This window comes from Burkholderia sp. COPS (assembly GCF_019425585.1).
GTDB lineage: Bacteria > Pseudomonadota > Gammaproteobacteria > Burkholderiales > Burkholderiaceae > Burkholderia > Burkholderia cepacia.
This window is the reverse complement of sequence record NZ_WIXR01000066.1, coordinates 1-14,409: the sequence shown is the minus strand read 5'-3', so window position 1 is coordinate 14,409 and position 14,409 is coordinate 1. Positions and strand designations below refer to the sequence as shown.

General features: G+C 65.0%; 14 protein-coding genes, 1 tRNA gene and 2 pseudogenes. 4 read left to right on the top strand and 13 right to left on the bottom strand.

Features of this window, described 5'->3' with window-relative positions; translation table 11 throughout:
- Nucleotides 1-2: 2 nt before the first annotated feature.
- Nucleotides 3-1,040, bottom strand: coding sequence for an AraC family transcriptional regulator (locus FOZ70_RS35435; protein WP_059528420.1), 1,038 nt, complete (start codon nucleotides 1,038-1,040; stop codon nucleotides 3-5).
- 204 nt (nucleotides 1,041-1,244) lie between these two features.
- Between FOZ70_RS35435 and FOZ70_RS35430 the strand changes: the two genes are divergently transcribed.
- Nucleotides 1,245-2,354 (top strand): fatty acid desaturase, encoded by a 1,110-nt coding sequence (locus FOZ70_RS35430; RefSeq protein ID WP_219707758.1) that lies wholly within the window; start codon nucleotides 1,245-1,247, stop codon nucleotides 2,352-2,354.
- Between the two features lie 23 nt (nucleotides 2,355-2,377).
- Here FOZ70_RS35430 and FOZ70_RS35425 read toward each other — a convergent pair whose 3' ends face one another.
- The 8 genes from FOZ70_RS35425 to FOZ70_RS35390 form a co-directional block, all read right to left on the bottom strand.
- On the bottom strand, nucleotides 2,378-2,998 hold the full coding sequence (locus FOZ70_RS35425; protein WP_021162444.1) for an HAD family hydrolase: 621 nt from the start codon (nucleotides 2,996-2,998) through the stop codon (nucleotides 2,378-2,380).
- A 155-nt stretch (nucleotides 2,999-3,153) separates the two neighbouring features.
- Nucleotides 3,154-4,023 (bottom strand): hypothetical protein, encoded by an 870-nt coding sequence (locus FOZ70_RS35420; protein WP_059619892.1) that lies wholly within the window; start codon nucleotides 4,021-4,023, stop codon nucleotides 3,154-3,156.
- A gap of 51 nt (nucleotides 4,024-4,074) precedes the next feature.
- Nucleotides 4,075-4,731 (bottom strand): TerD family protein, encoded by a 657-nt coding sequence (locus FOZ70_RS35415; RefSeq protein ID WP_021163605.1) that lies wholly within the window; start codon nucleotides 4,729-4,731, stop codon nucleotides 4,075-4,077.
- 94 nt (nucleotides 4,732-4,825) lie between these two features.
- Nucleotides 4,826-5,842, bottom strand: a complete 1,017-nt coding sequence (locus FOZ70_RS35410) for a DUF475 domain-containing protein (protein ID WP_021163606.1) — start codon at nucleotides 5,840-5,842, stop codon at nucleotides 4,826-4,828.
- A 45-nt stretch (nucleotides 5,843-5,887) separates the two neighbouring features.
- Complete coding sequence (locus tag FOZ70_RS35405; RefSeq protein WP_059493155.1) at nucleotides 5,888-6,634, bottom strand: VWA domain-containing protein; 747 nt, start codon at nucleotides 6,632-6,634, stop codon at nucleotides 5,888-5,890.
- A gap of 20 nt (nucleotides 6,635-6,654) precedes the next feature.
- The gene (locus FOZ70_RS35400) at nucleotides 6,655-7,746 is read right to left on the bottom strand and encodes a toxic anion resistance protein (RefSeq protein WP_048026225.1); all 1,092 of its coding nucleotides are present in this window, start codon (nucleotides 7,744-7,746) and stop codon (nucleotides 6,655-6,657) included.
- A gap of 353 nt (nucleotides 7,747-8,099) precedes the next feature.
- Nucleotides 8,100-8,516: a hypothetical protein gene (locus tag FOZ70_RS35395; RefSeq protein ID WP_021163609.1), complete on the bottom strand. Its 417-nt coding sequence runs from the start codon at nucleotides 8,514-8,516 to the stop codon at nucleotides 8,100-8,102.
- A 45-nt stretch (nucleotides 8,517-8,561) separates the two neighbouring features.
- Entirely contained in the window at nucleotides 8,562-9,191 is a 630-nt protein-coding gene (locus tag FOZ70_RS35390) for a LysE family translocator (protein ID WP_059486461.1), read from the bottom strand.
- 155 nt (nucleotides 9,192-9,346) lie between these two features.
- Between FOZ70_RS35390 and FOZ70_RS38350 the strand changes: the two are divergent.
- A pseudogene (locus tag FOZ70_RS38350) lies at nucleotides 9,347-9,532 on the top strand (hypothetical protein); the annotation flags it as partial.
- A gap of 60 nt (nucleotides 9,533-9,592) precedes the next feature.
- A tRNA-Ser gene (locus tag FOZ70_RS35385) sits at nucleotides 9,593-9,683 on the top strand.
- Between the two features lie 567 nt (nucleotides 9,684-10,250).
- Here FOZ70_RS35385 and FOZ70_RS38345 read toward each other — a convergent pair.
- Nucleotides 10,251-10,355, bottom strand: a pseudogene (locus FOZ70_RS38345) (PAAR domain-containing protein); the annotation flags it as partial.
- 9 nt (nucleotides 10,356-10,364) lie between these two features.
- Entirely contained in the window at nucleotides 10,365-10,748 is a 384-nt protein-coding gene (locus FOZ70_RS35380; RefSeq protein WP_226233751.1) for a lysozyme inhibitor LprI family protein, read from the bottom strand.
- A 350-nt stretch (nucleotides 10,749-11,098) separates the two neighbouring features.
- Here FOZ70_RS35380 and FOZ70_RS35375 point away from each other — a divergent pair, with 350 nt between their 5' ends.
- The gene (locus FOZ70_RS35375) at nucleotides 11,099-11,752 is read left to right on the top strand and encodes a hypothetical protein (RefSeq protein WP_225723123.1); all 654 of its coding nucleotides are present in this window, start codon (nucleotides 11,099-11,101) and stop codon (nucleotides 11,750-11,752) included.
- A gap of 63 nt (nucleotides 11,753-11,815) precedes the next feature.
- Here the strand turns inward: FOZ70_RS35375 and FOZ70_RS35370 are convergent, their stop codons facing one another.
- On the bottom strand, nucleotides 11,816-13,831 hold the full coding sequence (locus FOZ70_RS35370; protein WP_048026243.1) for a sodium:solute symporter family protein: 2,016 nt from the start codon (nucleotides 13,829-13,831) through the stop codon (nucleotides 11,816-11,818).
- A 3-nt stretch (nucleotides 13,832-13,834) separates the two neighbouring features.
- Nucleotides 13,835-14,179, bottom strand: coding sequence for a DUF4212 domain-containing protein (locus tag FOZ70_RS35365; RefSeq protein ID WP_021163615.1), 345 nt, complete (start codon nucleotides 14,177-14,179; stop codon nucleotides 13,835-13,837).
- Between the last annotated feature and the right edge of the window lie 230 nt (nucleotides 14,180-14,409).

Sequence of the window (14,409 nt, the reverse complement as noted above, 5' to 3'; positions counted from 1 at the left end):
GTTCAGCGCCGCTCGCTCGGCGCGACACCCGTCCAGCGCTTGAACGCACGCGTGAAGTTCGCGCGATCCGTATAACCGACGCGCGCGGCGATCTCGTCCACCGGCAGCCGCGTTCCCTCGAGCAGCCGCAGCGCGTCGCGCAACCGGATCTCGTCGAGCAGCGTCGAATAGGTCGCACCGTATTCGGCGAGCTTGCGCTTGAGCGTACGCGCCGATACATGCAGCTCGCGCGCGACGTCGTCGACCGCCGGATAGCCGCCCTCGCCACAGATCAGCAGGTTGCGCACGCGCTCGACGATGCTTTCCGCATAACCGAGCCGCGCGAGTTCGGCCTCGCACTGCTGCACGATCATCTGCGCGGTGTGCGCGTTCGCGGTGCCGATCGGTTCGTCGAGCAGCGCGGCATCGCAACGGATGCGGTTCGCGCTCGCGTCGAAATGGCAGCGCGGCAGCCGCGCGCGATAACGCTCGAACCACGGCGGCTCGGGCCATTCGAAATGGAGTTCGGCGCGCGACTGCAACGTGCGTCCGGGCACCGGATACAGCAGCGAATTGAACAGGATCGCCGTCTCGACCAGGAAGTTCTCGACCGCGAACTGCCGCAGCCGGCCGAGCGGAAACGCTTCGAGCACGTCGATGTCGACGGTCCCGTCGAGCCGTGCGAGCCGCACCGAGAAGAACGGCACGCGCGTCGGCAGGTAGCGGATGCCGAGCGAGATCGCCTCGCCGAGCGTCGCGCAGCTCATCAGCCCGAAGCCGATCAGTCCCGCTTTCGTCAGGCTGCTGCGCAGGCCGATCTCGATCGCGATCGACGGATCGTCCGTCGCGTCGAGCAGGTTGAACACGATCGCCGCCTGTTGCAGCGGCGTGATGCGCGCATCGGGCTGCGCGAGCCGGTCGCGCTCGACACCCGAGCCCGCGAGAATGCGTCCGCCGTCGATACCGCGCTCCTCGGCCAGCATCAGCATGAACAGCGCATACGCGGACGACACCGTCGCCTTGTTCAACTGGCGCGCGGCATCCGGGACGGACAGGGCCATGCGGAGGACTCCGGAGCGGTTTCGGCGGATTGTAGCGCCGCTGGCCCGCAATGACACCGGGGCGAGACTCTAGCCGCGCCGGCCGGGCAACGTGGCCCGAAATGACACCGCCATTGGCACCCGCGGCCCTCGCGGGCGGCCCGGTGCGCGCCTATGCTTGTCACATCGGCATAACGCCCCACTCTTTCCGCAGGAATCCGGTCGATGAGCCAACCCGCACGAACCGCCTTTCGCCACGACGCGGACAAGGTCGCGTACGTCCGCCGCGAGGTCAACGCCGCGAGCGACGCGATCCGCGCGCGCTTTCCGCTGCTCGACAACCAGAACCTCGTCGGCGCGACCGTGATGGCCGTGTCGGTGAGCGCGATGCTCGCGATCGCGTGGCTGTATGCGCGCGGGGCGATCGCGTGGTACGTCGCGCTGCCGCTCGCCGCGTTCGTCACGTCGCTGATCCACGAGCTCGAGCACGACCTGATCCACCTGATGTACTTCAAGAAGACGCCGTGGGCCTATCACCTGATGATGGCGCTGTGCTGGCTCACGCGGCCCGGCACGATCAACCCGTGGACGCGGCGGCGCATGCACCTGCATCACCACAAAGTGTCGGGCGGCGAATCGGATCTCGAGGAATTCGGCATCACCAACGGCGAGCGCTGGGGTGTGAAGCGCCTGCTGATGATCGCCGACGGCATGCTCGCCGTCGTGCTGCGGCCGGCCGCGATGCGCCGCAAGGTGAAGCAGTACGTGGCCGCTCAGCCGGTGCAGGACCCGTCCGAACGCTTGCAGTTGCGCGTCGAGCAGGTGTCGTCGTACATGCCGGTCGGTCACGTGTATTACGTGCTGTGGCATGCGTTCATCGTCTATCACGCCGGCCTGTTCGCGCTGCATGCGTTCGGCTACGCGGTGACGGTGCCGGCCATCGTCGCGCGCGTGATGAGCGTCGTCGATTTCCTGGCCGTGGTGTGGCTCGGGCCGAACTTCGTGCGCAGCTTCTGCATCAACTTCGTCAGCTCGAACATGCATTACTTCGGCGATATCGATTCACGCAACGTGATCCAGCAGACGCAGGTGCTCAACCCGTGGTGGATGCTGCCGTTCCAGCTGTTCTGCTTCAACTTCGGCAGCACGCATGCGATCCATCACTTCGTGGTGCGCGACCCGTTCTACATTCGCCAGCTGACCGCGCACACCGCGCATGCGGCGCTGCGTGAAGTCGGCGTGCGCTTCAACGACGTCGGCACCTTCGCGCGTGCAAATCGCTGGGGCCCGCATCGACCGTCGCGCCGCGCTCGCCACGCGCAAGCCGACGCGTGATGTAAGACCGGCGCCGCGCCGGCTCAGCCGCCGATCGGCGGCATCGGCCCTTGCCCGCGGATCCACGACCAGTTCGCGAGCTCGGCCATTTCCTTGTCGCCGCGGCTGTCGCCGTACGCGAACAGCTGTTTCGGCGGCCGGTTGCCCCACCACCCGCGCAGCCGCACGACCTTCTGCGGCCCCCAGCAGTTTTCGCCGTCGAGCCGGCCGGCAAACGTGCCGCGCTCGAACGCGAGCCGCGTCGCGAGCACCGCATCGAAGCCGGCCGTCTTCGCCCACTTCTCCAGGTACAGCGACGGCGACGCGCTCACCAGCACGACTTCATGCCCGCGTGCCCGGTGCTCGCGAATGCGTTCGAGCATTTCCGGACGCACGAGGCCCGGCAGGTAGGTGTCGACGAACGTGCGTGCCTGCGCATCGAGCGCGTCCTCGCGCACGGGCCCGAACGCGAACGACGCGAACTTCGCTTTCGCATCGCCACGCGACAGCAGCCCGGCCTTCATCGCGACGATCCACGGCAGTGCACGCAGCCCGGCCCATGCGAAGCGCGGCGTGCCGACCGCATAGCGGACGAAATGGCGGAAGCTGTCGGTCGTCGTGATGGTGCCGTCGAAATCGAATGCGGCAACGATGCGGTCGGTCATGGAGAATCGGCGGGAAAGCAATGAGATGCCCGGGAAGATAGCAGACTCGCGCCGGGGCACGTGAAATGGCGTGACGTGGCGTGGTGGGCCCGCGCAGCGAATGCGCGCGCCACGGCGCGCGCATTCGTGCGCTTCGTGCCCAACGCGCCGTTCGCTCAGCGCTGCGGCCGCGCCGCCAGCGCCGCCGGCAGCACGACGTTCATCAGGTGATCGGCGCGCGACAGCAGATCGGTCACGCGCTCGTCGAGCCCGCGCAATTGCGCGGGTTGCATGCGGATCTGCTGCACCGCCTGCCCGACGATGTTGCGGCGGTCGAACAGCGTGCGCTCGACACCCGCATCGTCCGGTGCGCGCACGACGTCCGACACCGCGCTCAGCGCCGCGAGCACGACCACGAGATTTTCCTCCGCATGGCGAACCTTCGCGGCGAGTTCCTCGGTGCGGCGCGGAAAGAAGCCGAGCGACTGCTTGAGCGCACCGAGCGCCGCTCGATAATCGACATGCCCGGCGGCCCCGCCGAACCAGCGTTCGAACATGCCGGCCTTGCGCGTCGCCTGCGCGAGCATGCCGGCCATCATGTCGGCCGCGCCGAGTTCGTTGAATTCGCGCGTGGTGGCTGCGACGGCTTCGACGAGGTTGCCCGCCGTCTCCAGCGCGCCGTCGCCGATCGTCGCGACCGTCGTGAGCTTCAGCGGCACCAGTTGCCGGATGTGCCGCTCGATGCGTGGCGCGTAGTCGGGATAGAGATTCGGGAAGCTGGCCTGCGCGGCGCGGAAGCATGCTTCGAGCTGCGGATGGTTCGACTCGCCGAACACCGCGCGGCCGACCGCCTCAGCCGGCGCGGTGCGCACGGGCCTGTCGGGCGCCGGCCCGAAGTCGAGCGCCTGCGGTGCCGGCCGCTCGGGCGCGCGCGTGCCCGGCGTCGTCGCGGCCGCGGGCGGCGCGTCGAACGCAAGACGCCCGGGCGTGCGCTCGGGCGTCGTATCGAACTCGAGCCGTTTCGGCTCGTCGGACGGATTCGTCATCGCTGCTTCCTGCCCGGCGCGGCGGTGTCCCGCCGGCCGGACTGCCGACAGTCAGACCGCGCCGCCGTACGCGCGCACGAAGTCGCCCAGGCCGCGGTTGTAGCCGGCGCCGACCGCCTTGAACATGAAGTGGCCGTCGCGGCGATAGAAGCTGCCCACCTGCACCGACGTCTCCATCGAGAAGTCCTCCTCGAGCGCGTACTTCGCGATCACCGCGCCCGACACCTCGTCGGCGATCTGGATGTAGCTGTTGCGCACCTGGCCGAAATTCTGGCGGCGCGCTTCGGCCTGGTCGATCGTCACGACCACCGAGATTTCCTCGATGTCCGCGGCGAGCTTCGTCACGTCGATGAAGATCACCTCGTCGTCGCCGCCGCCGCTGCCCGTGCGGTTGTCGCCGCTATGCACGACACCCAGGCACTTCGACGCGGGCATCCCGCGCTTCGGGAAATCGTCGCCCGGCTGGATGAAGGTTTCCTTGCGCTCCATCGTGCGCACTTCGCTGTTGTAGAACACGAAATGCTGATCCGAGATCAGCTTCGGATTGCTCTGCGCGTCGTACTTGCACAGGAACACCGACACGTCGAGATCGAAATCCGTGCCCGTGTCCGTCGCGTTCGCGTCCCAACCGAGACCGATGCGGAACTTCTGCGTGCCGGGCGCTTCCTTCGACAGGTTGACGCGACCGCCTTTCGACAAATTGATCATCTGAACCTCTTCTGCTGGAACCGCCGTTGCGCCGGCGGCAATGCCGGGCCGCCCTGCGCGGCCCCCTCGTTGATGGTTTTCGTGCGGCGCGCGCCTATTCGCCGGCCACCGCGGTGCGATCTTCCTTGCGCTGCACGACGATCGACGACCACACGGCCGCGGCGATCATCGCCGCGCCGACCAGGCCCGTGATGACCTCGGGCACCTCGAACTTCACGCCGAGGAACATGATCGTTGCGAGCGCACCGATCGCCCAGAACGCGCCGTGCTCGAGATAGCGGTACTGCGCGAGCGTGCCCTTCTTCAGCAGCACGAGCGTCATCTCCCGGATATAGGCCGCGCCGACGCCGAGGCCGAGCGCGATCAGGAAGATGTTGTTCGACAGCGCGAATGCGCCGATCACGCCGTCGAAGCTGAACGACGAATCGAGCACCTCGAGATACATGAAACCCGCGACGCCTTCGCGCACCACGCGCGTGCCCGTTTCCTCGCCGCCGATCAGGTCGCCGATACCGTGTGCGATCACGAAGCTGATCACGCCGAACGCGCCCGCCAGCAGGAAGGCGACCTGTTCCGCCGACGGCACGTAGAACGACGCGACGATCACGATCGCGAGCGTCAGCGCCACTTCCAGCGCGGTGATGCGGCCGAGATGGCGCATCGGGCTTTCGAGGAAGCCGATCCAGTGCTCGTCCTTCTCGGTGTCGAGCATGAACTTGAAGAACACCATCAGCAGGAACGCGCCGCCGAACGCCGACACCTGGTGATGCGCGGAAGTCAGGATCGCCGCGTACTTCTCCGGCGACTCGATCGCGAGCGTCAGCGCATCCCACATGCCGATGTGGCCGATCACCGCGACGATCAGCAGCGGGAACACGAGCCGCATGCCGAACACGGCGACCGGCAGGCCGAACACCATGAAGCGGTTGCGCCACTTCTCCGACCAGTTCTTGAGCACGGAGGCGTTGACGACCGCGTTGTCGAGCGACAACGAGATTTCGAGCACGCACAGGACCGCGACGATCAGCATGTCTTTCACGCCGCCGAGGAAATACGCGGCGACCAGTGCGAGCGCCGTGAGCGACAGCGGGATCTTGAAGTCTTTCAACATGATGTGGGGTTCGAGTTTCGGGAAAAAATGACGTGCGGGCCGCGCTTACTTCGCGCGCACCCAGTCGCAGAATTCCTGCGTGATCAACTGTTCGTAGATCTGTTCGTCGCTGATGTCGAGCGATTCGAGATGCAGGAAGCCGACGTTCGGCATCTCTTCCGCGATTTCCGCGAGGAAGCCGAATTCGCTCGGGTCGCCGACGCCGACGAGCGACCAGTACAGCGGGTAGTGCTGCGACTCGGCCAGCAGCTGGCGCACGCGCTTGCGATCGTTCTTCGGGTTCTGCCCGTCGGTGACGAACAGTACCCATGCGGGCAGATGGCCGTTCACCGGCGCGGAAGCCGCCGGTGCCGGCGTCTCGTCCGCGCCGCCGAACAGCCGGCTCAGGAAACCGCGCTTCTCTTCGCGTCGCGGCGACGGCTGCGGCGCGCGGAAGAAGAAGTCGACGATGTCGTTCATCACCGGCGCGTACTGCGTGCCGCCCCATTTGTCGATCCGCGCTTCGAGCACGTGGTCGGAAATGTACGAACCGTAGTTGTCCGGCGTCGCGGTCGGCAGCCGGTTGTAGCCTTCGGTGAAGGTCCACGTGTCGACTTCGCCGTTGTCGTCGAACTTCAGTGCGATGCCGAGGATCCGGTCGTGCGTCTCCTGGATCACGCCCGACTGGTAGAGCGGCTTCGCGGAGCCGGAGATGTCGAGCGCCGCGCCGACGCGCACGACGGGCGGCTTCAGGATCTGGCGTTTTTCGAGGACGATCGCGACCTTCGCCGCGCGTTTCTCAAGCGTAATCATGCGGTGTTCTCTCAGTTCTCTCAGTTGTGCTTCGGAGCGAATCGGGTGATCAGGTCCTGTTCGAGCTGGCGCAGGCGCGGCGCGTCCTGCTCGCGCTGGCGCTTGCCGTCGGCGATGATCTGCGTGATGTCGTCGAATGCGCCGAACAGCTGCTGCTGCGCGTATTCGAACGTGTCGGTCGAGATCACCGGGCGCTGGCCGAGCTTCGCGACTTCCTGCGCGTTCTGGCGGTTCAGGTCGGCCTGCGCGCGGATCGCCTCGTCGGCCGCGTCGTACGTCGCGTTCGCGAGTGCCGCCGCGCGCTTCGTGCTGAGCTGCTCGAGGTAGAGCGCGAACGCATTGGTCCACGCGGGGATCAGCACGGTCTTGATCGTCATGAACTTCGACGTCAGCGTGCGTTTCTGGTCCTGCTCCATGCGGATCTGCGGCGCGAGCTGCTTCGACATCAGCATCGCGCGGTCGAGGTCGTCGAGCTTGCTTTCGAGCGCGTCGACCTTGCGCTGCACGTCGAGCAGGCGTTGTGCGGCGAACGCGTCGTCCGCCGGCTGCTGGCCGGCCGCGAGATGCGCACGCAGCGTCGCGAGCGCCGTTTCGCCGAGCGCCTTCGACTGCGCGAGCTCCTGGTGCAGCGCGTAGTTGTCGTTGTACATCCGCTCGAGCTCGTCGATGCCGGCCTTCTGGCGCCGCGCATGGCTCTCGAGCTCGACGACGAGCGTGTCCATCCGCTTGCTCACCGATTCGTATTGCGACAGCAGCTTCTCCTTGGTCGAGCGAAACAGCCGCGTGACCTGCGTGAGCAGCCCGCCCTTGTCGGCACCGCGCGGATCGAGCCCCTTCGCGGTCGCGATCAGTTCGTTGAGCTTGTCACCGAACTGGTCGGCATCCGACGCGCGGACGCTCGCGAGAATCTGCTGGGAAAAAGCGGCGATTCGCGTGCCCTGCGTCGCGCCGAGCTGGTCGATCTCGTCGACGGTGATCAGGCGGACATTCTCCGTCGGGCGCGCGGCCGGCACGGTGACGGCGGCGGCAGGCACGGCGACGGGTGACGAAGACGGGGTGGAAGGACGATCGCTGACCGCATCGGAGTTCTTGTCATCGAATAGCGGCTTCATGTGGCTACCACGTTTCCTTTTCTGCTTTCTGCTGCGTGTTGTCGTGCGCGCGTGGCGCGCATCCGCGATAACCGCCGTGCTCTCTCACGGGCGGCAGACGGACAATAAATGGCCCGAGCGCCTTGCGTCAAGGGAAGGAATTCTTTCAATTTCCATTCATTTTGTAAGGTGATGAACGGACGTCGTGCCCGGGTGCCCCCGCTCCTGCCGCGATGCGGGCTGGCCACGCGAGATTCGGACACGCCGAAACTTACATGTCCGATCAATGCGAAAGAGAAATGAAACCGCCTGTTTGAGCGGGTTTCAGGCGGCGCACTCACGGGGCCAATCCCCTCGCGGACACCGATCGCGCATTAGCGATCCCGCACGCGATTCATCCCGAGCCTGGGCAGGATGAACGGCACCGATCGGTCACGAATCGTAAAATCCCATCGTCCGTCGATGTCCACGAACGTCGCGCTGAAATGCCGGTCGTCGGCCCACGCGAGGTCGTCCAGATGGCACGACGCATACATCGCGCCGACCGTGCGCCGCGCGATTTCCGTCAATGGATCCTTCGACACGAGCGTGAACGTGACGGCCTCCTCGAACAGGCAGTCGTAGTCGGTGACGAGCAGATAAGCGGCCGGCGTCTCGAACTGGCGAAGCAGCACGTAACCGGAAACCGTGAGGCCGGAGCGCTCGCCGTTCACGAGCACGGCGGTGCGCGACGGCCACGTTTCGTACGGACCGTCGTGCGTTTCGAGCGCGAAGCGTTCGATCGGCTTCATCGCCGGGCCGGTTGGCCGAGATCGTGTGCCGGAAGCATCGTCGCGTCAGTTCGCGGCCTTGCGGTACAACGCGACATATCCCGCGAGAATCAGCAGCAGCGACCCGCTGACGCGGTTCAGCCACTTCTCGCCGGCCGCTTTCCACACGCGCACCGAGTGCACGCCGAGCAGCGCGTAGCCGGTCATCCCGGCGACGTCGATCGCGACGATCGTCGCCGCGAGGATCGCGTACTGCGGCGCGATCGCGTGCGACCGGTCGACGAACTGCGGCAGCAGCGCGGACATGAACAGGTAATACTTCGGGTTGCTCATGGCGACGAAAAAACTCTTCAGGAACGCGGTCCGCCGATCGGGCATCGCCTGACCGACTGCCTGCGCGGCAGCACGACCGCCGGACGAGAGCAGCATCCGCACACCGACATAGGCGAGCCACGCGGCACCGGCCAGCTTCAGCGTGACGAACGCCGTTTCCGATGCTTCGAGCAGCATCCCGAGACCGAACCCGACCAGCGCGACCATCACGACATCGGCGGTAACGGCGCCGAGCATGCCGACCAGTGCGTGACGCAATCCGTACCGTGAGCCGTTGCTCATCGCGAGCAACACCGTCGGGCCGGGCGTCGCGACGCCGACGGAGAGGATCAGGGCAAAAGCGAGCAAGGCGGACAGCGACATGGCGTGGCGTTCCTTCTGAAGGGAGCTTGCGAACGGGATGGCGTCGCCGTCTTCGGCCGCGCAGGCCGCTGCCGGCACGCGCGAACAATGGCGACGCATTCGAACGGCTCATGATCGCATGTTCGCCCCGAGGTCCGCTCGGCGGTCGCGTGGCGTCGATCCCGGCGTGGGACCGCTATGATCTCGGTGCGCGTTGTGCGACGGCGCTGTTCGGCAGGAAGACGACGTTGCGCGCAATCGTACGCAATGTCACGAACAAGTCGTACTGGCCGCCGACGACCGGCGGGTACCCGATACAAGGCGAGCCGCGGTCGGTATGGCTGTCGATGACGACGGATTTCCGAAGATCGCCGAAGGGAGTGGCGGGCTGCCGCCAGAGTTTGCTATACTCTCGGTCTTCCGGAGAGATGGATGAGTGGTTTAAGTCGCACGCCTGGAAAGCGTGTATAGGTTAATCGCCTATCGGGGGTTCGAATCCCCCTCTCTCCGCCAGAACAATGTCGAAAACCCCGCAAAGTCAATGACTTACGGGGTTTTTTGTTTTTCGGCTCACAAGCCGACCATCAAACGTCGATTCCTCGACTTGCCAAGAGCGTCGCAAGGACTCTTCGGTCATCCGTTGCGCGCGAGACTCGGCGATATGTGCACTGGTCGAGCCGGTCCGGGGACGTGCGTCCCGATCTTCCGATTCAACTGGGTCTCAGCACAGAGGGGCGGTGTTGTCTGCCACACCTTTTCCATTGCCCTGAGTGATGCCCAATTGTTCGCGATCGAAGAAGTGCGGACAGGCGGAAACATCGAGCTGAGGTTGAATCCCGTAGCAGCGGGATTCTCTGCTCAATACGGTCAGCTAGTCATCCCGGACAATTCCTTGTGCGGTGAACCTTAGCGACTGGCGCGAAACTTGAAAGAGCTCGGGCACGGCGATGTAATCGTGCTCGGCGTTCACCGTTCCATTTGGGAGGAGGCGGTCCCGCTACGCTCAGCCATCGAGTTTCTCCACCAGGCCAATCCAATAGGCATCTGTTAAACAGCGCCGTCCGTCATAGACGAATCACCGCCTTTGCGTGCGACATACCGGCCGTCGAATCGAATTGACGTAGAACCAGTTTCGACTTTGATCCGTGGCCGGGTGTCACCTCCGATACGAATTAAATTCATCACGTCAGGCTACTATTTCCCGAGAAGAGTCCTTAAATAATCAACTCGCTGTTTTGTTATCGTGGCAAGGCAATCTTTTGTGATCAGACCGGAGCCGGCGCCTTGGGATTGCGACGCCTCGGCTGCAATATAACCGTTGCACTGCTTGTCCCGGTAATTGAGCCAAGCCTTCTGAGATTGCTCAAATTCATTCTTGTACTGCGTGGCAGAGTAAAGTTTTTGATAAATCAAATTGAGTTCTTTTTTTGATTTATCGAGGGCTTGGTTGGTACATGACAAGTCGCCGTATACGTTCCCGCTATTGGCACACGCGTCAGCAAAAGAGGTTATGGGTAAAATTAAAAACACAAGCGGGATGATTTTTTTCATGGCTTCATTAAAAATGATTGATTGCATGATTCAAGAATTATTGTAAAAGGTCGCGCCAAAAAGTCCGAGAAATATTTGCCGACTTGACGCAAGCTGACGCTGAGTCTGGAAGATCGTGCGGAAGTTTCTCGGTCAACTCGTTGCCGCTGGCGTGAACCCTGATCTACTCCAGGAATCCTGGACACAACCGGGTGTTAGTGTGTCGGCGGCAATTTTCCCGTTAGGAACGGGAGGTTGGCGATGAAACGCAAGCCATACTCGACGGAGCAGATCGTGGCCGCGCTCACGCGGACCGTTGCCGGCACACCCGCTCGTCCGGTCCGCTGCGTCGACCGAGCACCCATCGCACATCGAACCCCGAACACCGCTCGCTAAAGATGTGTATTCTTCTGACGATATCCGAGGTTTCAGCTCCGCGAGTCAGATCCATGCGATTCAGTCCAGGGTTCGCCATGACGATTGTCGCTTCGACGATGCTGTCAGCTTGCGCAACGGCATTTTCGCCGCCGTCGATCACCACCACCGTCGCGGTGACCTCTCCCCCGCCGGTCGACAAGGCGCTGCGCGACGGCGGATCGTCTACCGACCTGTCGGTCATCGGTCAGCCTGCATCCCCGTTTCGCACGCTGCTTTCCGTTCGCGAGTGCGCTGCCGGCAAATGCGCGGCGGGAATCGCCATGCCGACGCTCGCGGTCACGGTTCAACGCGTGTCCGAGGGACAGGCGGCGATACGCTTCTCGGTCAGCGGAGAGATCGGCAGCAGCCAGACGCTGAAATCGCAAACCGGGAACGCCGCGTCGGAAGTGACGATGTCGATCCCGTCGAGCGCGACACCGATCAACGATCGCTTTGCCGTCGACCGGGTCGCGACGATCAAGGTCGGCGAGTTTCGCCACGTGGCACTGCCTCATGGCATCCGTGCGTACGTGTGCGTCGCGATACCGAACGCCAAGGGGATGACGGACGGAAGCTGCGATTTCAGCCGGGTGCAGACGACCAAGGGCGCCGAACTCGGCATTGCCGCGCTCTGACCCGCCCGTCACGACGCCGATACCGGCTGCCCCGGCACGCGAGCATGCCGAACGACACCCGCGTCACGGATGCCGGATGTAATCCACCAGCGCCCGCGTGTAGTCATCCGGCTTTCGATCGAACAGACTCACGACGATCGCCACCGCGAACCCCGCCGGCACCCCGAATACTCCCGAACTGATCGACTCGATCCCGAACCACGTGCGCCCCGCGAATCCCGTCAGCTGAGTGAAGTACGGATAGGTCGACACGATGTAGTACACGCACACCGCGAGCCCGGTCACCATCCCGGCGATCGCACCGCGCGTCGTCGTGCGCTTCCAGAACACGCCGAGCACCAGCACCGGAAAGAAGCTCGAGGCCGCCAGCGAGAACGCGGCGCCGACGAGAAACAGGATCTTCCCCGTATTGAGCGACGCGACATACGACGCGAACAGCGCGACGCCGAGCAGCAGCACCTTCGAGATCGTCACGCGCCGCTGGCTCGATGCGTCGGGCGCGACCATGCAGTAGTAGACGTCGTGCGACAGCGCGTTCGCGATCGTCAGCAGCAGCCCGTCCGCGGTCGACAGCGCCGCGGCAAGCGCACCGGCCGCGATCAGTCCCGACACGACGTACGGCAGCCCGGCAATCTCCGGCGCGGCCAGTACGACCATGTCCGGCTGCATCTGGATTTCCGACCAGTGCACGATGCCACCGCGAATCACCTCGACGACGCTGATCAGGTCGGGTTCGAAGTGATGCCACTGCGTGACCCACGCCGGCAATTCGGCGAACGGCCGCCCGACGAGGTTCGCGAGGATCTCGTACTTGATCAGCACCGCGAGCACCGGCACGCTGAGGTAGAACAGCGCGATGAAGAACAGGGTCCACCCGACCGAGCGCCGCGCAGACGCGACCGACGTGGTCGTGTTGTAACGCGTCAGGATGTGCGGCAGGCTCGCGGTGCCGAGCGACAGGCACAGCAGCAGCGCGAGGAAATTCCGCTCGCGCGGCTTGCGCTCGTCATCGCTCGCGGCGGGAAACGGTTCGTGCATCGGCACGGGCGGCTCGGCACGGGCCAGCAGGTCGTCACGCGCCTGCGTCCACGCGACCCGCGCCGCCGCCGGATCGCGCGGAAAGTCCGCCAGCTCGCGCTCGCGCTGGCTGATCTCGCGCAGCGGCCCGTTGTGGCGCCGCAGGTCGGCCAGCTGGTCGGCGAGATGGCGGCGTGCATCCGCATACGACGAAGGCAACCGGTCGAGCCGCGTCTGGATGTCCGCGGCTTGTCGTCGATACGCGTCGCGCACCTGCTGTTCGTCGGACGCATCGCGCACCTGCGCCTCGCGCGCCGCGACGCGCTCCATCAGCTTGCCGTAGCTGAACTGCGGCACCGGGCCGAGCCCGTTCTTCATCGCGATCAGCGACACCGGAATCAGGATCGCGCTGATCAGGATGATGTACTGCGCGACCTGCGTCCAGGTGACCGCGCGCATTCCGCCGAGAAACGAGCACACGAGAATGCCCGCGAGCCCGCAGAAGATCCCGATCGCGAAATCGACGCCGATGAAGCGCGTCGCGATCAGGCCGATCCCCTGGATCTGCGCGACCAGGTACACGAACGAACACAGGATCGCCGCGCCGGCCGCGAGCGCACGCACGGCCGTGCTCGAAAAGCGCGTACCGAGAAAATCGGGAATCGTGTAGCGCGCGAGCTTGCGCACATACGGCGCAAGCAGGAACGCGACGAGGCAGAACCCGCCCGTCCAGCCCATCACGTATGCGAGCGCATCGTAGCCGGTCGTATAGAGCGAGCCGGCCAGGCCGATGAACGACGCGGCCGACAGCCAGTCGGCCGCCGTCGCCATCCCGTTGAACGCGGACGGCACGCGCCGCCCGGCCACGTAGTATTCGACGAGATCGGACGTGCGCGACAGCAGCCCGATCACCGCGTACACCGCGATCGGCACGAACAGGAACACGTAGCCGATCCAGACGCCGGAGCCGGTGGCGCGCTCGATCCGCCACATCAGCAGCACGAACCCGAGAAACCCCAGCGTGTAGAGCGCATACGCGCGGATCAGTCGATGCGTCAGCATGAATCAGCGCCCGCCGTTCGGATGGCCGGTACGTGCCGCATGATCGTCGTACGCGCGGCGCAGCGTGCGGTCGGCGCGTTGCATCAGCCCGATGTACGCGACGATCAGCACGAGATACACGAGAATCGCGCCCTGCGCACCGACGTAGAACGGCAGGCTGAACCCGGCGAAGCGCACGCTCGCGAGCGCGGGCCCGAAGAACGGCACGATGAACGACACGGCGAAACCGATCGCCATCAGCACCGCGATCAGCGCGACGTTGAAGCGCCAGTAGCGTGCATGGGCACGCGCGAGCGGCTCGGGAACGGGCGGTGGCGCGGCAGGCGCGGATCGGGTCGGAACGGTCATGCCGTTATGTAACAAAAAGCCCCTGCGCGGGCAATCGGGATTGCCGCGCAGGGGCTCGTGCGCGTGATGCGCAACCGGTACGGTCAGCGCACTTCGGCGAGCTGCTCGAGGATGGCCGGGTTCTCGAGCGTGGACGTGTCCTGCGTGATCGCTTCGCCCTTGGCGAGCGAACGCAGCAGGCGCCGCATGATCTTGCCCGAGCGCGTCTTCGGCAGGTTGTCGCCCCACCG